The sequence below is a fragment of the Azospirillum lipoferum genome, assembly GCF_024170005.1.
Taxonomy (GTDB): domain Bacteria; phylum Pseudomonadota; class Alphaproteobacteria; order Azospirillales; family Azospirillaceae; genus Azospirillum; species Azospirillum lipoferum.
The window spans coordinates 1-22282 of sequence record NZ_JALJXJ010000026.1 but is presented as its reverse complement, the minus strand read 5'-3'; the positions used below and the strand labels follow the sequence as shown (position 1 = coordinate 22282).

Below are 22282 nucleotides of genomic sequence, written 5' to 3'. Positions count from 1 at the left end.
GGGCCAATCCATCGAGGCCGCCGCCGGGAATACCGCCATGCCCCCCATGTCAGTCGAGCCCTTCACCCTGGTCCTCTCGCTGCTTCAGCAGATGTGCGTGTATCTGGTGATCGCCTATCTGCTGAGCCGGACGCCGCTGTTCCTGCCGCTGACCCATGTGACGGTGCGCTGGCCGCACAAGCTGGCCTGCTACGTGATCTTCTCGATCTTCTGCATCATGGGGACCTATTTCGGCCTGCACATCGACGACAGCATCGCCAACACCCGCGCCATCGGCGCGGTGCTGGGCGGCATCTTCGGCGGGCCGTCGGTGGGGCTGGCGGTCGGGCTGACCGGCGGCCTGCACCGCTATTCGCTGGGCGGCATGTCGGCGCTGGCCTGCGCCATCTCCACCATGGCGGAGGGGCTGATCGGCGGGCTGGTCCACCGCCACATGGTGCGGCAGGGGCGGATCGAACCGCTGTTCAACCCGCTGCGCGTCGGCGCCGTCACCTTCGTCGCGGAGGTGGTGCAGATGCTGATCATCCTGGCGGTGGCCCGGCCGTTCGAGGCAGCGGTGCATCTGGTGGAGGTGGTGGCCGCTCCCATGATCGTCGCCAACACGGTCGGGGCCGCGCTGTTCATGCGCATCCTGCTGGAACGCCGCGTGCTGGACGAAAAGCAGTCCAGCGCCTTCTCCGCCAAGGCGCTGAAGATCGCCGCGCGCTGCGACGGGGTTCTGCGCGGCGGCTTCAACAGCGAGAACAGCACCCGCGTCGCCCGCATCATCTTCGAGGAGACCGGCGTCGGCGCCGTCGCCATCACCGACCGGGAGAAGCTGCTGGCCTTCATCGGCATGGGCGACGACCACCATCTGCCGGGCACGCCGATCAGCTCGCCGCAGACCCATCAGGCCATCGCCAGCAATCAGGTGATCTATGCCGACGGCAACGAGGTGGCCTATCGCTGCTCGATCAGCCCGGCCTGCCGGCTGGGGGCGGCGCTGGTGATCCCGCTGGTGGGCGAGGATGGCGGGGTGATCGGCACCATCAAGCTGTACGAGCCGAAGACCAAGATCTTCTCCACCATCAACCGGACGCTGGGGGAGGGGGTGGCGCGGCTGCTGTCCAACCAGATCCTGGCCGGCCGTTACGAGCAGCAGAAGGCGCTGCTGGCGCAGTCGGAGATCAAGCTGCTGCATGCGCAGGTCAACCCGCATTTCCTGTTCAACGCGCTCAACACCATCTCCGCCGTCATCCGCAACGATCCGGAGCGGGCGCGGATGCTGGTGCAGAACCTGTCGACCTTCTTCCGCAAGAACCTGAAGCGCCCCAGCCAGATGGCGACGCTGGCCGACGAGGTCGAGCATGTCAGCGCCTATCTCCAGATCGAGCTGGCCCGCTTCACCGGCCGGCTGGCGGTGGAGATCGCGGTGCCGGACGATCTTCGCCATGCCCGGCTGCCGGCCTTCTCGCTCCAGCCGCTGGTGGAGAACGCGATCAAGCACGGCACGGCGCAGCTTCTGGGCGACGGCCGGGTGCGCATCGCGGCCCGGCGGGAGGGCGGCGACCTGCTGCTGTCGGTGGAGGACAATGCCGGCCTCTACGAGGCGAAGCCGGGCGGCGACGGGCTGGGAATGACCATCGTCGACCGCCGCATCCGCAACCGCTACGGTGAGGCTTACGGCGTCTCGGTCGCCTGCGAGCCCGATGCCTCCACCCGCGTCACTTTGCGCCTGCCTCTCGAAGAGACCGTGCCTGCATGATGGCTCCCATGATGCCCGCTGCCATGACTGTCCTGATCGTCGATGACGAGCCGCTGGCGCGGGAAGAGCTGCGCCGCATGCTGGAGGAGGCCGCCGACATCCGCATCGTCGGCGAATGCGCCAACGCCATCGAGGCGATCGGCGCCATCAACCGGCAGGCGCCCGACGTGGTCTTCCTCGACATCCAGATGCCGCGGGTCAGCGGGCTGGAGATGCTGAGCATGCTCGACCCGGAGCGGATGCCGCGCATCGTCTTCCTGACCGCCCATGACGAGTATGCCGTCCAGGCCTTCGAGGAGCATGCCTTCGATTACCTGCTGAAGCCGGCCGATCCGGCGCGGCTGGAGAAGACCCTGCAACGGCTGCGCCGGCAGCATGCGCCGCAGGAGCTGTCCGTCCTGCCGGGGGCGGCGGAACTGCGCCACATCCCCTGCACCGGGGTCAACCGCATCACCCTGATGAAGCTGGCCGATGTCGAGTATGTCGTCTCCCGCCCCGCCGGCGTCTATGTGGTGGGGGAGGATGGGCAGGAGCGCTTCACCGAGCTGACCCTGCACACCATCCAGGAGAAGAGCCAACTGTTCCGCTGCCACCGCCAGCATCTGGTCAATCCGGAGCGCATCCGGGAAATCCGCTTCGCCGATGGCGGGCTGGCGGAGATTCAGACCATTGGCGGCCATGCGGTGCCGGTCAGCCGCCGCTTCCTGGGAGCGCTCAAGGAACGGCTGGGGATGGGGTGAAGCCGGCGATGGCCAGTTCCACCGCCGCTTCGGCATGGATGGCGGTGGTGTCGAACAGGGGGACGGCGCTGTCCTCCGGCTTCACCAGCAGCATGATCTCGGTGCAGCCGAGGATGACGGCCTCGGCGCCGCGCTCGACCAGCCGGGCGATCACGTCGCGATAGGCCTGGCGGGAGGCGGCCTCGACCCGGCCCTGGACCAGCTCCTCGTAGATGATGCGATGGACGGTGGCCCGGTCGGCCTCGTCGGGGATCAGCACCTCCAGCCCGTGGCGGTCGGCCAGCCGGCCCTTGTAGAAATCCTGCTCCATGGTGAAGGCGGTGCCGAGCAGCCCGACGCGGCGGTGGCCGGCGGCGCGGATGCGCTCGGCGGTGGGGTCGGCGATGTGCAGCAGCGGGACGGCGACGGCGGCCTGCACCTCGGCGGCCATGCGGTGCATGGTGTTGGTGCAGATCAGCAGGAAATCGGCGCCGCCGCGCTCCAGCCGGCGGGCGGCGTCGATCATCAGGGCGGTGGCGTCGTCCCAGCGGCCGGCATGCTGCAACGCCTCGACCTCCGCGAAGTCGAAGGACCACATCAGGCAGCGGGCCGAGCGCAGCCCACCCAGCCGGTCGCGGACGCCCTCGTTGACGATGCGGTAATACTCGGCCGAGCTTTCCCAGCTCATGCCCCCGATCAGGCCGATCACCTTCTGCGACACCGGGCGGGTCTCCTGTCCTGGCTTTGGATGGAAGGTTTGGAACGCCGTGAAACAGTTTCCGGCGTGCTGTTCACCTGTTCAACGGCTGCTGGCCGCGGAGGCTTTCTTCCTAACACGGGACCGCGGAAGCGGGTAGGGCGGGATGGAAAGGCCGCGGCCGGTGTTACCGCAGGGATGGTCCGGGACGGGGAGGGCGGCGATGGGCGGCGTGCGGCGGTGGTGGGGGATAGTCGTCGATGCGGCCTATGGCTGGATGAACGACGACGCGATGAGCATGGCGGCGTCCATCGCCTTCTACACCATCTTCTCGCTGGCGCCGCTGGCGATCCTGGTGATCGCGCTGGCCGGGCTGGTGTTCGGCGACGAGGCGGCGCGCGGTGCCCTGGTCGAGCAACTGACGGCGCTGGTCGGGCACGATGCCGGCCAGACCTTGCAGGATCTGATCGCGCGGGCCGGGGCGCGCGAGACCGGCATCGTCGCCAGCGTCATCGGCATCGGCACCATCCTGGTCGGCGCCACCACCGTCTTCGTCGAGCTGCAGGCCGGGCTGAACCGCATCTGGCGGGTGGCGGCACCGCAGGAATCGACCATCACCTGGCTGGTGCGGGTGCGGCTGAAGGCGCTGGCGCTGATCGGCGCCATCGGCTTCCTGCTGATCGTCTCGCTGGTTGTCAGCGCGGCGCTGGCGGCGGCCGGCCGCTGGGCCGCCGGTTATCTGCCGGCGATGCCGTCGCTGCTGTGGCTGGTCGACGTGGTGGTGTCCTGGACGGTGCTGACCGGCCTGTTCGCGCTGATCTACCGCATCCTGCCCGACACCTACATCCGCTGGGCCGACGTCTGGCTGGGGGCGGCGGTGAACGCCTTCCTGTTCGCGGTGGGCAAGTTCCTGATCGGCTTCTACATCGCCACCAGCGGGGTGGTGACCGTCTATGGCGCGGCGGGGTCCTTCGTGTTGATCCTGCTGTGGGTCTATTATTCGGCGGTCATCTTCCTGTTCGGGGCGGAACTGACCCGCGCCTATTCGGAACGCAGCGGCAGCCGGGCGCGGCTGCCCGGCCTGAACCCGGAAGCGGGGCCCGGTCCGGGGGAGGGGGCTAGCGTCCGCAGCAGCCGCGTCCCAGAGTCATCAGGATCTGCCGCGCCTTGAAGGCTTGACGGTCGAGCGGTTCCTCCTCCGGAGCGAGCCGGGCCTGGGCTTCGCGGTAGCGGTCGTAACTGTCGTCGTTGAACAGGCGACGGAGATTGGCGAGGGCCTTGCGCAGGGGTGTGCGGGGGCAGGGAGTGGTCATCGGAGATCTCTGGCGGAAGCCGGCGTTGTGGGACGTCCCAACCTAGCGCCGTCGCGGCATGCGCCGGGCCGGTTTCCGGCGAGCGGCGGTTTGACCGTTTGAGCGGCGCATTCCGGGGCTTGAGCGGCGCCGCTCGCCCCCTGCCGGCTACCGCTCGGCACGTCCCGGCTGCCGCTCGCGGCATTCCACCCCACGGGGTGCCGCGGCAGGCGTACACCGGCGGCATATCCTTTTCAGGAGAGCCGTCATGGATCACGCCCTAACCTTTGTGATCGCGACACTCTGCATTCTTGCGCTCTGCTACCGCTTCTACGGCGTGTTCTTCGTGCGCAAGGTTCTCCGTGCCGACGATTCGGAAGTCACCCCGTCCCACATCCTGGCGGACGGTAAAAACTATGTGCCCACCAAGAAGTGGGTGAATGCCGGCCAGCATTTCGCCGCCATCGCCGCCGCCGGCCCGCTGGTCGGTCCGGTGCTGGCCGCCCAGTTCGGCTATCTGCCGAGCTTCCTGTGGCTGCTGATCGGCTGCGTCATCGGCGGTGCCGTGCATGACACGGTCGTGCTGTTCGCCTCGATGAAGCACAAGGGACAGTCGCTGTCCGAGGTCGCCAAGGCCGAACTCGGCCCGGTGGCCGGCTGGTGCACCGGTCTGGCGATGCTGTTCATCATCACCATCACCATGGCCGGCCTGTCGATGGTCGTCGTCCATGCGCTGGAACGCAACGCCTGGGGCGCCTTCGCGGTGTTCATGACGATCCCGATCGCCATCGCGCTCGGCCTCTACGAGAAGGTCACCGGCTCGTCCAAGGGTGCCACCCAGGTCGGCATCGCCGCTATCGCCGCCTCGGTCTTCGCCGGTCCCTACATCCAGGGCACGCTGCTGGGCGAGTGGCTGACGCTGCATGCCGAAACGGTCGCCGTCATCCTGCCCATCTACGCCTTCTTCGCCACCGCCCTGCCGGTCTGGCTGCTGCTGACCCCGCGCGGCTACCTGTCCAGCTTCATGAAGGTCGGCGTATTCGGGGCGCTGGTGGTCGGCGTCGTCTTCATCAATCCGGAAATCCGCTTCCCCGCCCTGACAGACTTCATCCATGGCGGCGGCCCGGTGCTGAACGGCCCGGTCTGGCCCTTCATCTCGATCACCATCGCCTGCGGCGCCATCTCCGGCTTCCATGCCTTCATCGGGTCGGGCACCACGCCCAAACTGATCGACAAATGGAGCGACATCCGTCCGGTGGCCTTCGGCGGCATGCTGGCGGAATGCCTGGTCGGCGTCATGGCGCTGATCGCCGCCACCGCCCTGCATCCGGCCGATTATTTCGCCATCAACTCCGCGCCGGCCGCCTTCAAGGCCCTGGGCATGACCGTGGTGGACCTGCCGCGGCTGAGCCAGGAGATCGGCCTCGACCTCTACGGCCGGACCGGCGGTGCGGTGACGCTCGCGGTCGGCATGACCGAGATCTTCACCCGCGTGCCGTGGTTCAACAGCCTCGCCTCCTACTTCTTCCAGTTCGTCGTGATGTTCGAGGCGGTGTTCATCCTGACCGCCGTGGACAGCGGCACCCGCGTCGCCCGTTACCTGATCCAGGACCTGCTGGGCGACGTCTATGCCCCGATGAAGCGGCTGGACTGGGTCCCCGGTTCGATCATCGCCAGCGTCATCGCCTGCGTGGCCTGGGGGTATCTGCTGACGTCGGGCGATATCAACTCGGTCTGGGCCCTGTTCGGCGTGTCGAACCAGCTGATGGCCTCGGTCGGTCTGATCATCGGCGCCACCATCATCCTGCGGCTGGCCCAGAAGCGGATCTACATGCTGACCTGCCTGATCCCGCTGGCCTACCTGTTCGTCACGGTGAACGTCGCCGGCTACTGGATGATCGCCAACGTCTATCTGAACAAGGCGGCCAAGGGCTACAACCCCTTCAACGCCGGCATCTCGATCATCATGCTGGCGCTGGGCTTCATCATCCTGATCGCCGCGTTGCGCAAGTGGAAGGAACTGCTCCAGGCCCGCGCCGTCGAGGTTCCGATGGTCGCCACCCCGGCCGAATAACGGTTGCAGTGTCGTGAAAAGCGAACGGGTCCTGTGGAGTGTTCCACAGGACCCGTTCGCTTTTGTCCGTCTTGGAGAGGCAGGGCGGCGGTCAGGCCGCGACGCGCTCTTCCTCTGCGTCCACCGCCACCGGCGGGATCCAGGCGATCAGCTCCCGCCCGGTGTTGGCGAGGCGCTTCGGCTCGATACGGCCGATCACGCGGGTGCCTTCCCTGGCGATGCGCAGGATGTCGCCGTCCTCCGGAACCAGCGCGCGCTCGACGCCGCAGCTGCGGGCGAGGCGGGCGTGGGCTTCCATATGCTCGATGGTGCCATGGACCGGCACGGCGAAGCGGGGACGGACCAAGCCATACATGCGGGCGAGGTCGTCGCGCTTCGGGTGGCCGGAGACATGGACCGGCGCATCGGCCGGGGTGACGATCTCCACACCCATGCCGCGCAGATGCTCGTGGATTTCGGCCAGGGCCTCCTCGTTGCCGGGGATGGCGCGGGCGGAGAAGATGACGGTGTCGCCCTCTTCCAGCCACAGGTCGCGGTGCTCGTTGCGGGCCAGCCGGCTGAGTGCGGCCCGTTCCTCGCCCTGGCTGCCGGTGCACAGGAAGACGAGATTCTCGCGCGGGGTCCAGGACGCCTCGCGGACATCCATGAACTCCGGCACATGGTCGAGATAGCCGCAGGCCTGCGCCGCCTTTTCCATGCGCAGCATGGAGCGGCCGACCAGAACCACCTTGCGCCCGACCGCCGCCGCCGCTTCCGCCACCGCGGTCATGCGGGCGACGTTGGAGGCGAAGCCGGTCACCGCGATGGCGCCCGACCGGTTGGCGAAGGCGCCGATCAGGCCGGCGCGGGCGTCGGCCTCCGACCCGGTGGAGCCGGGCACGTCGGCGTTGGTGCTGTCGCACATCATGGCGAGCAGTCCCTCGTCGCCCAGCCGCTTGAGGGCTGCGAAGTCGGTGCTGCGGCCGACCAGCGGGTTGGGATCGAACTTCCAGTCACCGGTGTGCAGGACCGTGCCGGCCGCCGTGCGGATCGCCAGCGACATCGGTTCGGGGATCGAATGGGTGACGGCGATGGTCTCGATCCGGAAGGGACCGATATTCAGCGTGTCGCCGATCTCGAAGGTCTGCACCTTGGCGGCGCGGTGGGCGCCCTTTTCCTTCAGCCGGTCCCGGATGATGTGGGAGGCGAAGGGGCTGGCATAGATCGGGCAGCGCAGGCGCGGCCACAGATGGTGGATCGCGCCGATATGGTCCTCGTGCGCGTGGGTCACCACCAGCCCGACGACGTCCTGCATCCGCTCTTCGATGAAGGTGGGATCGGCCATCAGGCTGTCGATGCCGGGCATCTCGTCGCCGACGAAGGCGACGCCGGCGTCGACGATCAGCCATTTGCCGGCATGGCCGTAGAGCGCCATGTTCATGCCGATGCGGGAACAGCCGCCCAGCGGAAGGAACAGGATCTCGTCCTTGCCCGGAACCGGGCCGGTGGGGCCGCCGCCATGGACCGCATTGGCGGGCGGGCGGGAGCCGTCGAAGTCATCACGCGGACGCGGGTTGCGGTTGCGTGCGCGGTTGTTCGGCGCCATCCTGCGCCGCTTTGAATCAAACGTCATGCCTCTGTCGTACGTCTCACATAAGCCGGCATTCGACGCTGCCGGACGGGCGTGCATCGCTCGTCGATGCGGATCTCGGGGTCGGAGGAACCCGGCCGGAGGCGCCATGCGGCGGCCGTCATACGGCTGGGGGACGGCTGGGATCGAATGTTTCGCAGAGGCTTATGTGGTCAAAGGGGGATGGACGTCAAGGGCGCGCGTGAAAGGTCACACGGATTGGTGGGGCATTGCTGGGATGCGTGGGAGAACCGGTCGGGCCGATGCTGCGGTCCTCCGGAAACTCCTCTGCCGGCTTAAAGCTGGGATGCGATGGCCGCCTTGTCGATGACCGACCATACGGTGTCGATGCGGTCGTTGCGAAATCCATAGAAGACGTTCTCGCTGAACCGAACCCTCCGGCCATTGACGGGAAGATCGAACAGAACGCCTTTCGGGGTGCAGTCGAAGAGCAGGCGGCTTGCAACATGGGGCGGTTGCGCGACCAGAAGGTCGATGGTGAACCTGAGATCGGGGATTGCGCGGAAATCCCCCTCCAGCATCTCGCGATAGCCGGACAGCCCGATCTTCTCTCCATTGTAGTGGACGTCTTCATGAACGAATCTTCCCAGGCTTTGCCAGTCCTGATCGTTCAGGCAGGAGATATAGCCGCGGTAAAGGGCGGAAAGATCGGTTCCAGCCATGGAGCATCTCCGGGTTTCACGCGAATATCGTCATAGGACAGGGCGGCAGGGATCGGAGTTCCAGAAGCTGCCCTGTTTCGCGTGCAGCGACTACCGCAGCGCCACGCTCCCGCCCGCGCTCGAGGGATTCACCGGCTGGATCAGGGAGAACCGGCAGGAGATCGAGTGCTCCCGTCAGGCATTCGACGCGGCGAAGGCCAAGCGGTCCGCGTCCGGGACCTGATGTCCGAAAGCGGACTTCCGCCGACGGTGGTCGATCCGTGGCGCCATGAAAGCGCGGCAGCGCCCGCCCGCTGCTCTGCGGGGGGCGCTGTGCGGCTCGACAGGCTTGGGATCAGTGATTGTCGCGCGGGATCCCCATCGTCTGGGCGACGCGCTGGTACTTGACCGCCGGCTTCAGCACCATGCCCTCGTCCAGCTGGTCGACGATGCCGCGCTGGATTTCCTGCCACGGCGTCTGGGAGGCCGGGGCGGGGTAGCCGCCGGCGGCTTCCAGGGCGGCCTTGCGGTCGGCCAGTTCGGCTTCGGAGATCAGGATGTCGGCGCTGCCGCGGCGCAGGTCGATCCGCACGCGGTCGCCGCTGCGCAGAAGGCCGAGGTTGCCGCCGGCCGCCGCCTCCGGCGAGGCGTTGAGGATCGAGGGCGACCCCGAGGTGCCGGACTGGCGGCCGTCGCCGATGCAGGGCAGGGAGTGGATGCCCTGCTTGATGAGGTCGGCGGGCGGACGCATGTTCACCACCTCGGCCGCACCGGGGTAGCCGATCGGGCCGGCGCCGCGGATGACCAGGATGGTGTAGGCGTCGATGCCCAGCGACGGGTCGTCGATGCGGTGGTGGTAGTCCTCCGGACCGTCGAAGACCACGACCTTGCCCTCGAAGGCTTCCGGATCCTGCGGGTTGGACAGGTAGCGCTCGCGGAACTCGTCGGAGATCACGCTGGTCTTCATGATGGCGGCGTTGAACAGGTTGCCGCGCAGCACGACGAAGCCGGCGTTGATCTTCAGCGGGTCGTCGATCGGGTGGATGACGCGGGTGTCGAGGATCTCGGTGTTGCGGCAATTCTCGCCGATGGTGCGGCCGTTGACGTTGGGCGCATCCTCGCGGATCAGACCCTTGGTCATCAGCTGGCCGACCACGGCCGGCACACCGCCGGCGCGGTGGAAGTCCTCGCCCAGATACTCGCCGGCCGGCTGGAGGTTGACCAGCAGCGGCACGTCCAGACCGTGGGTCTGCCAGTCGTCGACCGTCAGCGGCACGCCGATGTGCTTGGCGATGGCGTTGATGTGGATCGGCGCGTTGGTCGAGCCGCCGATGGCCGAATTGACGACGATGGCGTTCAGGAAGTTGTCGCGGGTCAGGATGTCGGACGGCTTGATGTCCTGGCGCACCATCTCGACGATGCGCTTGCCGGTCTCGTAGGCGGCCTGCTGGCGCTCACGGTAGGGGGCGGGAATCGCGGCCGAACCGGGGAGCTGCATGCCCAGCACCTCCGCCAGCGAATTCATGGTGGAGGCGGTGCCCATCGTGTTGCAGTAGCCGGTCGAGGGGGCCGAGGAGGCCACCAGCTCGATGAAGCCCTGATAGTCGATCTCGCCGGCCGCCATCATCTGGCGCGCCTTCCACACGATGGTGCCGGAGCCGGTGCGCTCGCCGCGGAACCAGCCGTTCAGCATCGGGCCGACCGACAGGGCGATGGCCGGGATGTTGACGGTGGCGGCGGCCATCAGGCAGGCCGGCGTGGTCTTGTCGCAGCCGATGGTCAGCACGACGCCGTCCAGCGGATAGCCATGCAGGACCTCGACGAGGCCGAGATATGCCAAGTTGCGGTCGATCGAGGCGGTCGGCCGCTTGCCGGTCTCCTGGATCGGGTGGACCGGGAACTCGATGGCGATGCCGCCGGCCATGCGGATGCCTTCCCGCAGGCGTTCGGCCAGCACCAGATGGTGGCGGTTGCAGGGGCTGAGGTCCGACCCGGTCTGGGCGATGCCGATGATCGGGGCGCCGGACTGAAGCTCTTCCCGCGTCAGGCCGAAATTCAGGTAACGCTCCAGGTAGAGCGCGGTCATGTCGGGGTTGGCGGGGTTGTCGAACCACGCGCGCGAACGCAGACGACGCCCTGAGTCCTGGGCTGAACCGTCGGCATTGGCGGGGAAGGGGGGCTTCGTCTCGGACATATCGACACCGGTTTCAGGTTGGGGCGCGGACCGGACGGCCCGGCGCCGGAGTTGTGGTTGCGTCTGGCTGGTCTTGTAGGACCATGGTCGGATCAGGCGGCGCGCATGTCCGCCAGGAAGCGGGACACGCAGCCGCGCAGGTCGTCGGCCTCGCCGGACAGGCCGTCGGCGGCGGATTTGACCTGACGCGACGCGTCGCTGGTGGCCTGGAAGGCGTGGGTCACGCCGGTGATGTTGTCGCGGACATCCTGGGTGCCGCGGGCGGCGCGCTGGATGCTGCCGCTGATCTCGTTGGTCGCCGCCCGCTGCTCGCCGATGGCGCTGGCGATGGTGGCGGAGACCTCGTTGACCTCGCCGATGACCTTGGTGATCTCGGTGATGGCCCCGGCCGCCTCGCTGCTGACGCGCTGGACGGCGACGATCTGGGCCTCGATCTCCTCGGTCGCCCTGGCGGTCTGGGCGGCGAGGCTCTTCACCTCGTTCGCCACCACGGCGAAGCCGCGTCCCGCCTCGCCGGCCCGCGCCGCCTCGATGGTGGCGTTCAGCGCCAGCAGGTTGGTTTGCGCTGCGATGGAGCCGATCAGCTGAACCACGTCGCCGATCTGGCGGGCGACGCCGGTCAGGCTGCGCACCGTCTCGTCGGTGACGCGGGCGATGCCGACCGCCTGTTCGGTCACCTCGGCGCTGTGGGCGACATGCTGGCTGATGGCGGCGATGGAGACGGCCAGCTCCTCGGCGGCGGCGGCCACCGTCTCGACGCTGCCGGTGGTCTCGCCGGAGCTGCGGACGGCGTCGCCGGCCAGCCGGCTGGTCTCCTCGGTGGTCGACTGGATGGACAGGGCGGTGGACTGGAGCTGGGTGGCGGCGCTGGCGACGCGGCCGAGCGTGCCTTCCACCATCCGCTCGAACTCCTGGGTCAGCCGGTCGATGCGCTCGCCGCGGCGGACGCGGGCCTCATGCGCGGCGGCGGTTTCCGCGGCCATGCGGTCGGCCTCGATCAGACCGGCCTGGAAGACCTGCACCGCCTTGGCCATGCCGCCGATCTCGTCGCGGCGGTCGAGCCCGGGGATGGTGACGGAGCGGTCGCCGCCGGCCAGCCGGGTCATGGCGTCGGTCATGGCGACCACCGGGCGCGACAGGTTGCGGGCGATCAGCAGCGCCGCGGCAAGGCCGAGGATCAGGCCGGCGGCCGACGCGATGGCCATCGCCCGGCGATAGCCGGCGATGTCGGCGGTGGTATCCGCGCGCAGCTGCTGTTCGTCGCTGACGCCCTGCTCGGTGAGGCCGCGGGCCTGATCGCCGATGGCGGTGCCGAGCGGGGTCAGCGTGTCGTTGACCAGGGCGTCGCGGCGCTGGGTGGTCTCCACCAGCCGGTCGAAGCCGGCGGCGTAGCCGTCGAGCGTCTTGAGGAAGGCGGTGACCAGACCGCGCAGGGCCGGGTCGGTCAGCGTCTTCGCCATGGCGTCGCCATTCTGGGCGGCGGTCTTCAGCTCCGTCCGGGTCGCGGTGGCGAGACCGGCGCTGCCCTCCCCCTGGAAGCGGGCGGCGACGGTGCGGGCGGCCTGGACATGCATCGCCGCCTGGGCAGCGAGGTTCAGGGCATCGACGTTGCCGCTGCCCTTGGCGTTGGTCAGGATGGTCGTCAGCATCGTCTGCAGCTTCGCCCCGAACTTCGCCACCTCGGCCACCGCCTCGCTACGCTGGGCGTGGGCGTCGCGCACGGCGGCGAAGCTGTCGCGATACTGGGCGACGCGGGCCTTCATCTGCTGCACCGCTGCGGTGTCGCCGCTGCCGGCAAGGCGCTGGTCGACGGCGGCGACGAGGTTCGCCGCTTCCGTCGACAGCGAGGCGACGGCGTCGGCATCCTCGTCGCGGCCGTTCAGCAGGAAGGCGGTGGTCTTCAGCCGCATGTCCAGCATCAGCGTCTGCATGCGGCCGAGATCGACCACCTGTTCCGCCAGCACGCCGTTGCGGCGCACCACCGTCTCCGTCTCCGACAGGGCATTGATGCCCACACCGGCGACGGCGGCGAGGAACAGCAGGATGCCGGCGCTGCCGGCGGTGATCCGGTGGCCGATGCGGGTGCCGATTTGGATGCTGGTTGCGGGCATGCGGAAGCTCCCTATTACCGGACCCTGTCGAGGGACCTTAACTAACAGTGGAAGAAAGTGGCGGAACGCCAACATTCGAGCATGCCGCTATCGGCAATCATCGACAACATGCGGGACCTCCTTATTGCCCGGCGCTGTTGCGGAACTTTCTACCAGTCGCTTTCTACCAGTCGAAGGAGTCGGTACGGTGCCAGCGGCCGACCATGCAGGCGTCGGCGACCAGCGACAGCGGGCGGCCGTCGACATCGCTCGCCCCGTCCCCGATCAGCCGGTGGAAGTGGCGGTAGATGCGCTGGTACTCGGTGTCGGGCTCCGCCATCACCGGCGCGCCGTCTGCGAACAGGCGGGTGCCGCCATGGGTCAGGTCGAGCCGGCCGCCGGACGTCTCGATGACGATCGACCAGGTCTGCTCGCCCTGCTGGAGGAAGTCGAAATCGGCGGTGACGCGGCCGACGCGGGATCCGGGGGCCGCCCCCATCTCCAGCGTCGCGGCGATCGGGGTGTCGCGGTTGGCCGGGACATGCAGGTCGGCGGAGCGGACGAAGACCGGGGCCGGCAGGATGTCGGTCAGGATCGACAGGGCGTTGATGCCGGGATCGAAGACGCCGAAGCCGCCGGCCGCGAAGATCCAGTCCTGGCCCGGATGCCAGCGCCGCACATCCTCCTTCCAGGTGATGGCGACGCTGCGGATGGTGGTGTCGGCCAGCCGGCGCCTGGTCTCTTCCACCGCCGGGTTGAACTGCGAATGCCAGGCGGTGAACAGGGTGCGGCGCGCGGCACCCGCCTCCGCCACCAGATCGTGAAGCTCCGACAGGGTGGCGGCGGGCGGCTTCTCGATCAGCACATGCTTGCCGGCGCGCAGAGCCTCCACCGTCAGCCCGTGGCGGACGGCGGGCGGGGTGCAGAGTGCCACCGCATCCAGGCCGGGCAGGGCCGTCAGCATCTCCGCCTGGGAGCGGAAGCTCGGCACGCCGTCAGCGCTGGCACCGTCCGGGCTGACCACGGCGGCCAGATTGAACAGGCCGGTGGCGGCAATGGCCGGGATATGCTGGTCGCGGGCGATCTTTCCCAGACCGACAAGTCCGAGGGTGGGGAGCGTCATGGCGATATGTCCGGTCGGGGAAGGGGAGGGCGGTCAAGAGACCGCCGTCAGGCCTTGCCCTTGTTGTAGACGTCGAAGCAGACGGCGGCGAGCAGCACCAGACCCTTGATGACCTGCTGCCAGTCGATGCCGATGCCGAGGATCGACATGCCGTTGTTCATCACACCCATGATGAAGGCGCCGATCACCGCACCGGTCACCCGGCCGACACCGCCCGAGGCCGAGGCACCGCCGATGAAGCAGGCGGCGATCACGTCCAGTTCGAAGGACACGCCGGCCTTCGGCGTGGCGGTGTTCAGGCGGGCGGCGAAGATCAGGCCGGCCAGGGCGGCCAGCACGCCCATGTTGACGAAGGTGTAGAAGGACAGGCGGCGGGTGTCGATGCCCGACAGCTTGGCGGCCTTCTCGTTGCCGCCAAGCGCGTAGATGCGCCGGCCGATGGTGGTGTCGCGGGTGACGAAGGCGTAGACGCCGATCAGCAGCGCCATGATGATCAGGACGTTCGGCAGGCCCTTATAGGTGGACAGCAGCCAGCCGACATAGGCGACCACCGCGAACAGACCGGCGCTTTTCAGCAGGAACAGGACCAGCGGCTCCTGTTCGATGGCGAAGCGGTGGCGGCGGATGCGGGCGGCAATGCTGAAGCCGATCAGGATCGCCGGGGTCAGCAGGCACAGCACCAGCGTCGTCGTGTGGAAGCCCGTGGTGCCGAAGAAGTCCGGGATGAAGCCGGAGCTGAGGCGCTGGAATTCCACCGGGAAGGGACCGACCGACTGGCCGGCCAGCAGGGCGAGGCTGAGGCCGCGGAAGACCAGCATGCCGGCCAGCGTCACGATGAAGGACGGGATGCGGAAATAGGCGACCCAATAGCCCTGGGCGGCGCCGATGGCCGCACCGGCGATCAGGCTGACGATGGCGGTCGGGATGAAATGCCAGTGGAACTGCACCATCAGGATGGCGGCCAGCGCGCCGATGAAGCCGACGATGGAGCCGACCGACAGGTCGATGTGCCCGGCGACGATCACCAGCAGCATGCCCAGCGCCATGATGACGATGTAGCTGTTCTGGAGAACGAGGTTGGTCAGGTTCAGCGGCTGGAGCAGCGTGCCGTCGGTGACGTACTGGAAGAAGGCCACGATCGCCAGCAGCGAGATCAGCATGCCGTAATCGCGCATGTGGCTCTTCAGGAACTTGGCCATCGAGGCCTGGCGCGGCTGCTGGGCGGGCAGGTTCAGTTCGGCACTCATTGCAGGGACTCCCGGGCGGCAGCGGCCACCGCGGCGCGCGCCGCCGTGGCTTTCGAGGCGGACGACATGATGGCGTGCATGATCTTTTCCTGGCTGGCCTCGGCCGCCGGCATCTCGGCGACCAGTGCGCCTTCGTTCATCACGTAGATGCGGTCGGCGACACCCAGAAGCTCCGGCAGTTCCGAGGAGATCAGGATGACGCCGCGGCCTTCGGCCACCAGCTGGTTGACGATGGTGTAGATTTCATATTTGGCGCCGACGTCGATGCCGCGGGTCGGCTCGTCCAGGATCAGCACCTGCGGGTCGGCGAACAGCCATTTGCTGAGCACGACCTTCTGCTGGTTGCCGCCGGACAGGTTGACAGTCTGCTGGAACACGTCGGAACAGCGGATGCGCAGGCGGCGGCGGAAGTCGTTGGCGACCTCGATCTCGCGCTCGTGGTGGATGACGCCGCGCTTGGCGACGCCGTCCAGGTTGGCCAGCGTCACGTTGTGGCGGATGTCGTTGTCCAGCACGAGGCCGTAATGCTTGCGGTCCTCGGTGGCATAGGCGAGGCCGTTGTCCATCGCCCGGCGGATGGTCGAGACGTCGATCTCGCGCCCGCCGAGGAAGGCCTTGCCGCGGATGTTGCGGCCGTAGGAGCGGCCGAACAGGCTCATGGCGAATTCGGTGCGGCCGGCGCCCATCAGGCCGGCGATGCCCACCACCTCGCCCCGGCGGACATGCAGGTCGATGTCCTTGACGACGCGGCGGCCGGTATGGATCGGGTGGTCGGCGTTCCAGCCCTTCACCTCGAACAGGATGTCGCCCGGGTTGCTGGTGCGGCGCGGATAGCGGTCGGCGAGGTCGCGGCCGACCATGCCCTTGATGATGCGGTCCTGGCTGATCGGGGCGTCGTGGCAGTCCAGCGTCTCCACCGTGGTGCCGTCGCGCAGGATGGTGACGCGGTCGGCGACCTTGGCGATCTCGTTCAGCTTGTGCGAGATCAGGATGGAGGAGATGCCCTGTTCCTTGAAGCGCAGCAGCAATGCCAGCAGCGCGTCGCTGTCGCTTTCGTTCAGGCTGGCCGTCGGCTCGTCCAGGATCAGCAGCTTGACCTGCTTGGACAGCGCCTTGGCGATCTCGACCAGCTGCTGCTTGCCGACGCCGATGTCGGTGATCAGCGTCTCCGGCGAATCGGTCAGCCCGACCATGCGCAGCAGTTCGCGCGCGCGGGCGGTGGCGGCGACCCAGTCGATCCGGCCGCGTTTCGCCTGCTCGTTGCCGAGAAACAGGTTCTCGGTGATCGACAGCAGCGGGACCAGCGCCAGTTCCTGGTGGATGATGATGATGCCCAGCTTCTCGCTGTCGGCGATGCCGCGAAAGGCGACGGGCTGGCCGCGGAAGCGGATCTCGCCCTCGTAGGTGCCGTGCGGATAGACGCCGCTGAGCACCTTCATCAGCGTCGATTTGCCGGCGCCGTTTTCGCCGATCAGCGCGTGGATCTCCCCCTCGCGGACCGAGAGGTTGACGTTGTCGAGCGCCTTGACGCCCGGAAACGTCTTTGTGATGCCGCGCATCTCAAGAATGCTGTCCATGGATAAATCCCCGATCGCCCGACTGTACGGTTCGACCTGCCGTTGGGCGTGGCGCGGAAGCGGAGACCGGCTGGTCCCCGCTTCCGCGCCGTTCACTCACTTGATCTGCGATTCCTTGTAGTAGCCGCCGTCGACCAGGACCTGCTTCCAGTTCGAGGAGTCGACCAGCACCGGCTTCAGCAGGTAGGACGGAACGACCTTCTTGCCGTTGTCGTAGGTCTTGGTGTCGTTGACCTGCGGGGTGCGGCCGGCCAGCAGGTCGTCGACCATGCCCACCGTGACCTTCGCCAGTTCGCGGGTGTCCTTGAAGACGGTCGAGCGCTGCTCGCCCGCCAGGATCGACTTGACCGACTGCACCTCGGCGTCCTGGCCGGTGACGACCGGCATCGGCTGCGAGGCCGAGCCGTAGCCGACGCCCTTCAGCGACGAGATGATGCCGATGCTGAGACCGTCATAGGGCGACAGCACGGCGTCGACCCGCTTGTTGCCGTAATAGGCGCTCAGCAGGTTGTCCATGCGGGCCTGGGCGACGGCGCCGTCCCAGCGCAGGGTCGACACCTTGTCCATGCCGACCTGACCGCTGCCCACCTTCAGCTTGCCGCTGTCGATGTAGGGCTGCAGCACCGACATGGCGCCGTTGTAGAAGAAGTAGGCGTTGTTGTCGTCGGGCGAGCCGCCGAACAGTTCGATGTTGAACGGACCCTTGCCCTCCTTCAGGCCGAGCGCCTTCTCGATGTAGGAGGCCTGGAGGACGCCGACCTGGAAATTGTCGAAGGTGGCGTAATAGTCGACATTGGCAGACCCGCGGATCAGGCGGTCGTAGGCGATGACCTTCACGCCCTGTTCCGCCGCCTTCTGCAGCACGTCGGTCAGCGTCGTCCCGTCGATGGCGGCGATCACCAGAACCTTCTCGTTCTTGGTGACCATGTTCTCGATCTGGGCGAGCTGGTTGGGGATGTCATCCTCTGCATATTGCAGGTCGGTCTTGTATCCCTTTTCCTGGAAATACTTGACCATGTTGTTGCCGTCGTCGATCCAGCGCGCCGACGACTTGGTCGGCATGGAGATGCCGACGGTCGGCTTGGTCTGGGCCATGGCCGGGACACCGGCGCCGGTGGCGACCAGGAGGCCGACGGCGAGGCCGGCGAATTTAGAGGTGATGGAAATGCGCTTAGCGGACGACATGGACCGGAATCCTCCCCGTTACTACGGCACGCGATACGCCGCCCCCGCGTTCTGTGGCGCGGATGGCGTTTGACGCGATGGTTGGTGTCCCTAGCAATCCTCCCTTTTCCCATAACTGTCAAATATGATTATTCGGCAAATCGATATGCATTTCGTTATCAGCCATCACCGCGGTCGGAGGAGGGGCCGCCTTCTGCCGCATCTTGCGCTCCGAGGCCGCGCGCACGGCCGACAGCACGGTGCGGGCGCCCGGCGACAGCGGCCGGTCCTTCAGCCAGAAGATGCCGTAGGGTTCGACGCTGAACCGCTTGTGGAAAGGCATCAGGGCGCAGCAGCCGCTGGGCGAGAACACCTGGGCCAGCGCGCGGGCGAAGACGGTGACCGAATCGGTTTCCGCCACCATCGCCATCGAGATGACCGGCGAGGCGCTTTCGATCACCCGGTGCGGCAGCCGGGCGCCCTCGGCCCGGAACAGCGCCTCCACCCGGTCGCGCAGCAGGGTGCCGACCGGCTGGAGGATCCAGGTGACGTCGGACAGGTCGGCCGCTGTCAGCGGCCGGCCGAGCCGGAGCAGCGGGTTGCCCTCGCGGCAGATGAAGCACAGCTCCTCGCTGCTGATCTCCTGATATTCGAAGGCGGTGGGGTCGAAATGGCTGGGCAGGCGGCCGATGGCGAAATCCATCACCCCCTGGCGGACCCGGTCGGCCAGCACGTCGCTGGTCTCCACCGCCACGGCGATCTTCAGGTTGGGATGCTCGCGGGTCAGGCTGCTGATGACCGGCACCATCAGCTCCACCGCCGGGGCCATGACGGTGCCGATCGACACCCGGCCGCTGTGGCCGGCGAGCAGGTCGTTCAGCTCCTCTCCCGTCTCCTGCAACTCGCTGAGGATCATCCGGGCGTGGCGGATCATCAGGCTGCCGTACCAGTTCGGCTCGATCCCGCGGCCATGGCGGTCGAACAGTTCGATCCCCAGCGTCTCCTCCAGGTCGCCCAGCAGTTTGGAGGCGGCGGGCTGCGACATGTTCAGGCTGGCGGCGGCCCGGTGCAGGTTGCGGTGTTCGTCGAGCGCCGCGAACAGCTGGAGATGGCGCAGCTTCAGCCGCGCCTTCTGGAACCAGTTCGGCGGGAAACGTTGGGGGGTCACGGGCGGGTGCCTCCGATGGGCGGGAACGCCTGGGTCGCGGGATGCCGGGGATACGACATTTGGTATCGCAAGCGCCGATCTTCATATTGGACGATTATCAAGAGGCCCCTTATCGTTTGGGCCGTCAACAAAATTTAAAAAGGCCGCTGTCGGGAGCGGCCGATCGGGACGATGGGGGAGTAAAGCGGCATGGCGCAGGAAGCGCGTTGCGTCTGGCAGGCCCGGGCGCTGCTGGGGGAGGGTCCGCTCTGGTCCCCGCGGCAGAATGCCGTCTATTTCGTCGATATCCGCGGGTCCCGCATCCTGCGCCACGGCCTGTCCGACGGTTCCCAGTCGGGGTGGCAACTGGATGACGCGGCCTGCTGGCTGGTGGAGAGCGCCGACGGCGACGGCTTCATCGCCGGGCTGCGTTCGCGTCGGGTGGTCCGGCTGCGGCTGGAGCCGGGTCAGGTGACGGTCGCCGAGGAGATCGCCCGGATCGAGCCCGACGGGTTCGGCAACCGTCTGAACGACGGCAAGGCCGACGCCCGGGGCCGGCTGTGGATCGGCAGCATGGACGATGCGGAGGAGGCGCCGACCGGCAGCTTCTACCGCATCGACGCCGACGGCACGGTCGCGCGGGTCGACCAGGGCTACACCGTTGCCAACGGCCCGGCGCTGTCGCCGGACGGCCGGACGATCTACCACACCGACAGCGCGGCGCGGACCGTCTACGCCTTCGACATCGGCGCCGACGGCAGCCTGTCGGGCAAGCGCGTCCATATCCGCTTCACCGAGGCGGACGGCTATCCCGATGGCATGACCTGCGACGCCGAGGGCGGGCTGTGGGTCGCCCATTGGGACGGTGCCCGCGTCAGCCGGTTCCGCCCCGACGGGACCCTGGACCGCGTGATCGCGCTGCCGGTGTCCCGCGTCACCTCCTGCGTCTTCGCCGGTCCGGACCTGGACCGGCTGTTCATCACCACCGCGGCGCATGGCCGGGGGGAGGAGCCGCTGGCAGGATCGCTGTTCGAGTGCGATCCGGGCGTGCGCGGCCTTCCGCCCTGCGAATTCGGCAATCTGAGTCGCTGAGTCCCGATTCGCTTGAGTCGTTGCGCTGACCGTCAAAGTTTTCGAGGAAGGATCCTACTGCCATGTCGTCCAGCGCCCGCCCCTATCGTGGCGTCTTCCCAGTCGTCCCCACCATCTTCACCGAATCGGGAGAACTGGACCTCGATGGTCAGAAGCGCTGCGTCGATTTCATGATCGACGCCGGCTCCACCGGCCTGTGCATCCTCGCCAACTTCTCCGAACAGTTCGTGCTGACCGACGACGAGCGCACGGTGCTGATGGAGACGATCCTGGCCCATGTCGCCGGCCGGGTGCCGGTGATCGTCACCACCACCCATTTCAGCACCCGCGCCTGCGCCGACCGCAGCCGCCGCGCCCAGGAACTGGGGGCCGCGATGGTGATGGTGATGCCGCCCTACCACGGCGCCACCATCCGCGTGCCGGAGGCCGGCATCGTCGAGTTCTTCCAGCGCGTGTCCGACGCCATCGACATCCCGATCATGATCCAGGACGCGCCGGTCAGCGGCACCGCGCTGTCAGCACCGCTGCTGGCGCGGATGGCGCGGGAGATCGCGCAGGTCTCCTACTTCAAGATCGAGGTGCCGCAGGCGGCGGCCAAGCTGCGCACCCTGATCGAACTGGGCGGCGACGCCATCGAAGGTCCGTGGGACGGCGAGGAGGCGATCACGCTGCTGGCCGACCTCGACGCCGGTGCTACGGGTGCGATGACCGGCGGCGGCTATCCGGACGGCATCCGCCAGATCGTCGATCCCTATCTGGCCGGCGACCGCGAGGCGGCGGTGGCGGCCTATGGGCGCTGGCTGCCGCTGATCAACCACGAGAACCGCCAGTGCGGCATCGCCACCGCCAAGATCCTGATGAAGGAGGGCGGCGTCATCAAGTCCGACGCGATGCGCCACCCGATGGCCAGCCCGCACCCGATCAGCCGCGAAGGCCTGCTCGACGCCGCCAAGCGGCTCGATCCGCTGGTGCTGCGCTGGGCGCGTTGAGCGGCGATCGAGCTAAGGAGAGACCAGACATGACCATCACCGGCGAGATGCTGATCGGCGCGACCGCCCATCGCGGCAGCCAGGGCGAGTTCCGCGCCTTCGACCCCGCCACCGGCGAGGCGCTGGAGCCCGTCTTCGGCGGCGGCGGAGCCGCCGAGGTCGAGCGCGCCTGCGCGCTGGCCTGGGCCGCCTTCGACGCCTTCCGCGAAACCGGCCTGGAGCAGCGTGCCGCCTTCCTGGAGACGGTCGCCCAGAACATCCTCGACATCGGCGACGACCTGATCACCCGCGCCATGGCCGAGACCGGCCTGCCGCGCGCCCGGCTGGAGGGCGAGCGCGGCCGCACCGTCGGCCAGCTCCGCCTGTTCGCCCAGGTGGTGCGCGAGGGAAGCTGGATCGAGGCCCGCATCGACCCGGCCATGCCCGCGCGCACACCGCTGCCGCGTGCCGACCTGCGCCAGCGCCATATCCCGCTGGGACCGGTCGCGGTGTTCGGCGCCTCCAACTTCCCGCTCGCCTTCTCGGTGGCCGGCGGCGACACCGCGTCCGCCTTCGCCGCCGGCTGTCCGGTGGTGGTGAAGGGCCACGGCGCCCATCCCGGCACCTCGGAACTGGTCGGCCGCGCCGTCCAGGCGGCGGTCGCCTCCTGCGGCCTGCCGGAGGGAGTGTTCTCGCTTCTGTTCGGCAATGGCCGGGACATCGGCACGGCGCTGGTCGCCGATCCGCGGATCAAGGCGGTCGGCTTCACCGGCTCGCGTGGCGGCGGGCTGGCGCTGATGGGGGTGGCGGCCAAGCGGCCGGAGCCGATCCCGGTCTATGCCGAGATGAGCAGCATCAACCCGGTCTTCCTGATGCCGGCGGC

The 22282-nt window shown here is 68.0% G+C and carries 18 protein-coding genes; 7 read left to right on the top strand and 11 right to left on the bottom strand.

Features of this window, described 5'->3' with window-relative positions; genetic code table 11:
• The first annotated feature begins 46 nt into the window (after positions 1 to 46).
• Both J2848_RS34215 and btsR read left to right on the top strand, forming a co-directional pair.
• Complete coding sequence (locus J2848_RS34215) at positions 47 to 1744, top strand: sensor histidine kinase (protein ID WP_149235311.1); 1698 nt, start codon at positions 47 to 49, stop codon at positions 1742 to 1744.
• Between the two features lie 23 nt (positions 1745 to 1767).
• Positions 1768 to 2484, top strand: a complete 717-nt coding sequence (gene btsR / locus J2848_RS34210; protein ID WP_149235295.1) for a two-component system response regulator BtsR — start codon at positions 1768 to 1770, stop codon at positions 2482 to 2484.
• On the opposite strand, the gene J2848_RS34205 is transcribed toward btsR, so the two are convergent.
• Complete coding sequence (locus J2848_RS34205; RefSeq protein ID WP_246194469.1) at positions 2459 to 3184, bottom strand: aspartate/glutamate racemase family protein; 726 nt, start codon at positions 3182 to 3184, stop codon at positions 2459 to 2461. The genes btsR and J2848_RS34205 overlap by 26 nt on opposite strands.
• Positions 3185 to 3383: 199 nt before the next feature.
• Between J2848_RS34205 and J2848_RS34200 the strand changes: the two genes are divergently transcribed.
• Positions 3384 to 4331, top strand: coding sequence for a YihY/virulence factor BrkB family protein (locus J2848_RS34200; protein WP_149235296.1), 948 nt, complete (start codon positions 3384 to 3386; stop codon positions 4329 to 4331).
• Here the strand turns inward: J2848_RS34200 and J2848_RS34195 are convergent.
• Positions 4279 to 4473, bottom strand: a complete 195-nt coding sequence (locus J2848_RS34195; RefSeq protein WP_149235297.1) for a hypothetical protein — start codon at positions 4471 to 4473, stop codon at positions 4279 to 4281. The two genes, J2848_RS34200 and J2848_RS34195, sit on opposite strands and share 53 nt — an antisense overlap.
• Before the next feature lie 247 nt (positions 4474 to 4720).
• Here J2848_RS34195 and J2848_RS34190 point away from each other — a divergent pair, with 247 nt between their 5' ends.
• The gene (locus tag J2848_RS34190; RefSeq protein ID WP_149235298.1) at positions 4721 to 6526 is read left to right on the top strand and encodes a carbon starvation CstA family protein; all 1806 of its coding nucleotides are present in this window, start codon (positions 4721 to 4723) and stop codon (positions 6524 to 6526) included.
• A 91-nt stretch (positions 6527 to 6617) separates the two neighbouring features.
• On the opposite strand, the gene J2848_RS34185 is transcribed toward J2848_RS34190, so the two are convergent.
• The 9 genes from J2848_RS34185 to J2848_RS34145 all read right to left on the bottom strand — a co-directional run bounded on the left by J2848_RS34185 (position 6618) and on the right by J2848_RS34145 (position 19360).
• Entirely contained in the window at positions 6618 to 8138 is a 1521-nt protein-coding gene (locus J2848_RS34185; protein WP_246194471.1) for a ribonuclease J, read from the bottom strand.
• A 293-nt stretch (positions 8139 to 8431) separates the two neighbouring features.
• Positions 8432 to 8818, bottom strand: a complete 387-nt coding sequence (locus J2848_RS34180; RefSeq protein ID WP_149235299.1) for an ester cyclase — start codon at positions 8816 to 8818, stop codon at positions 8432 to 8434.
• Positions 8819 to 9152: 334 nt separating this feature from the next.
• Positions 9153 to 10991, bottom strand: coding sequence for an IlvD/Edd family dehydratase (locus J2848_RS34175; RefSeq protein WP_149235300.1), 1839 nt, complete (start codon positions 10989 to 10991; stop codon positions 9153 to 9155).
• A 92-nt stretch (positions 10992 to 11083) separates the two neighbouring features.
• On the bottom strand, positions 11084 to 13102 hold the full coding sequence (locus J2848_RS34170) for a methyl-accepting chemotaxis protein (RefSeq protein WP_149235301.1): 2019 nt from the start codon (positions 13100 to 13102) through the stop codon (positions 11084 to 11086).
• Positions 13103 to 13265: 163 nt separating this feature from the next.
• Positions 13266 to 14204, bottom strand: a complete 939-nt coding sequence (locus J2848_RS34165) for a Gfo/Idh/MocA family protein (protein ID WP_149235302.1) — start codon at positions 14202 to 14204, stop codon at positions 13266 to 13268.
• 47 nt (positions 14205 to 14251) lie between these two features.
• Positions 14252 to 15451, bottom strand: a complete 1200-nt coding sequence (gene mmsB, locus J2848_RS34160) for a multiple monosaccharide ABC transporter permease (RefSeq protein ID WP_149235303.1) — start codon at positions 15449 to 15451, stop codon at positions 14252 to 14254.
• Positions 15448 to 17028, bottom strand: a complete 1581-nt coding sequence (mmsA, locus tag J2848_RS34155; RefSeq protein ID WP_149235304.1) for a multiple monosaccharide ABC transporter ATP-binding protein — start codon at positions 17026 to 17028, stop codon at positions 15448 to 15450. The genes mmsB and mmsA overlap by 4 nt, the downstream gene beginning before the upstream one ends.
• Positions 17029 to 17124: 96 nt before the next feature.
• Entirely contained in the window at positions 17125 to 18213 is a 1089-nt protein-coding gene (gene chvE / locus J2848_RS34150; protein WP_149235305.1) for a multiple monosaccharide ABC transporter substrate-binding protein, read from the bottom strand.
• Between the two features lie 118 nt (positions 18214 to 18331).
• A complete protein-coding gene (locus J2848_RS34145) occupies positions 18332 to 19360 on the bottom strand; it encodes a LysR family transcriptional regulator (RefSeq protein WP_149235306.1) in 1029 nt (342 codons plus the stop codon).
• 189 nt (positions 19361 to 19549) lie between these two features.
• Here J2848_RS34145 and J2848_RS34140 point away from each other — a divergent pair, with 189 nt between their 5' ends.
• From J2848_RS34140 to J2848_RS34130, 3 genes are all read left to right on the top strand, one after another.
• Positions 19550 to 20431: an SMP-30/gluconolactonase/LRE family protein gene (locus tag J2848_RS34140; protein WP_149235307.1), complete on the top strand. Its 882-nt coding sequence runs from the start codon at positions 19550 to 19552 to the stop codon at positions 20429 to 20431.
• A gap of 62 nt (positions 20432 to 20493) precedes the next feature.
• Entirely contained in the window at positions 20494 to 21420 is a 927-nt protein-coding gene (locus J2848_RS34135) for a dihydrodipicolinate synthase family protein (RefSeq protein WP_149235308.1), read from the top strand.
• A 29-nt stretch (positions 21421 to 21449) separates the two neighbouring features.
• Positions 21450 to 22282, top strand: an 833-nt coding sequence (locus J2848_RS34130) for an aldehyde dehydrogenase family protein (protein WP_253568830.1), incomplete at its 3' end; no start/stop codon positions are given.

What these genes read in the sequence shown, in the direction of transcription:
- J2848_RS34215 (WP_149235311.1), top strand. Translation starts at nt 47, where the DNA reads ATGTCAGTCGAGCCCTTCACCCTGGTCCTCTCGCTGCTTCAGCAGATG.
- btsR (WP_149235295.1), top strand. Translation starts at nt 1,768, where the DNA reads ATGACTGTCCTGATCGTCGATGACGAGCCGCTGGCGCGGGAAGAGCTG.
- J2848_RS34200 (WP_149235296.1), top strand. Translation starts at nt 3,384, where the DNA reads ATGGGCGGCGTGCGGCGGTGGTGGGGGATAGTCGTCGATGCGGCCTAT.
- J2848_RS34195 (WP_149235297.1), bottom strand. Translation starts at nt 4,473, where the DNA reads ATGACCACTCCCTGCCCCCGCACACCCCTGCGCAAGGCCCTCGCCAAT.
- J2848_RS34190 (WP_149235298.1), top strand. Translation starts at nt 4,721, where the DNA reads ATGGATCACGCCCTAACCTTTGTGATCGCGACACTCTGCATTCTTGCG.
- J2848_RS34185 (WP_246194471.1), bottom strand. Translation starts at nt 8,138, where the DNA reads ATGACGTTTGATTCAAAGCGGCGCAGGATGGCGCCGAACAACCGCGCA.
- J2848_RS34180 (WP_149235299.1), bottom strand. Translation starts at nt 8,818, where the DNA reads ATGGCTGGAACCGATCTTTCCGCCCTTTACCGCGGCTATATCTCCTGC.
- J2848_RS34175 (WP_149235300.1), bottom strand. Translation starts at nt 10,991, where the DNA reads ATGTCCGAGACGAAGCCCCCCTTCCCCGCCAATGCCGACGGTTCAGCC.
- J2848_RS34170 (WP_149235301.1), bottom strand. Translation starts at nt 13,102, where the DNA reads ATGCCCGCAACCAGCATCCAAATCGGCACCCGCATCGGCCACCGGATC.
- J2848_RS34165 (WP_149235302.1), bottom strand. Translation starts at nt 14,204, where the DNA reads ATGACGCTCCCCACCCTCGGACTTGTCGGTCTGGGAAAGATCGCCCGC.
- mmsB (WP_149235303.1), bottom strand. Translation starts at nt 15,451, where the DNA reads ATGAGTGCCGAACTGAACCTGCCCGCCCAGCAGCCGCGCCAGGCCTCG.
- mmsA (WP_149235304.1), bottom strand. Translation starts at nt 17,028, where the DNA reads ATGGACAGCATTCTTGAGATGCGCGGCATCACAAAGACGTTTCCGGGC.
- chvE (WP_149235305.1), bottom strand. Translation starts at nt 18,213, where the DNA reads ATGTCGTCCGCTAAGCGCATTTCCATCACCTCTAAATTCGCCGGCCTC.
- J2848_RS34140 (WP_149235307.1), top strand. Translation starts at nt 19,550, where the DNA reads ATGGCGCAGGAAGCGCGTTGCGTCTGGCAGGCCCGGGCGCTGCTGGGG.
- J2848_RS34135 (WP_149235308.1), top strand. Translation starts at nt 20,494, where the DNA reads ATGTCGTCCAGCGCCCGCCCCTATCGTGGCGTCTTCCCAGTCGTCCCC.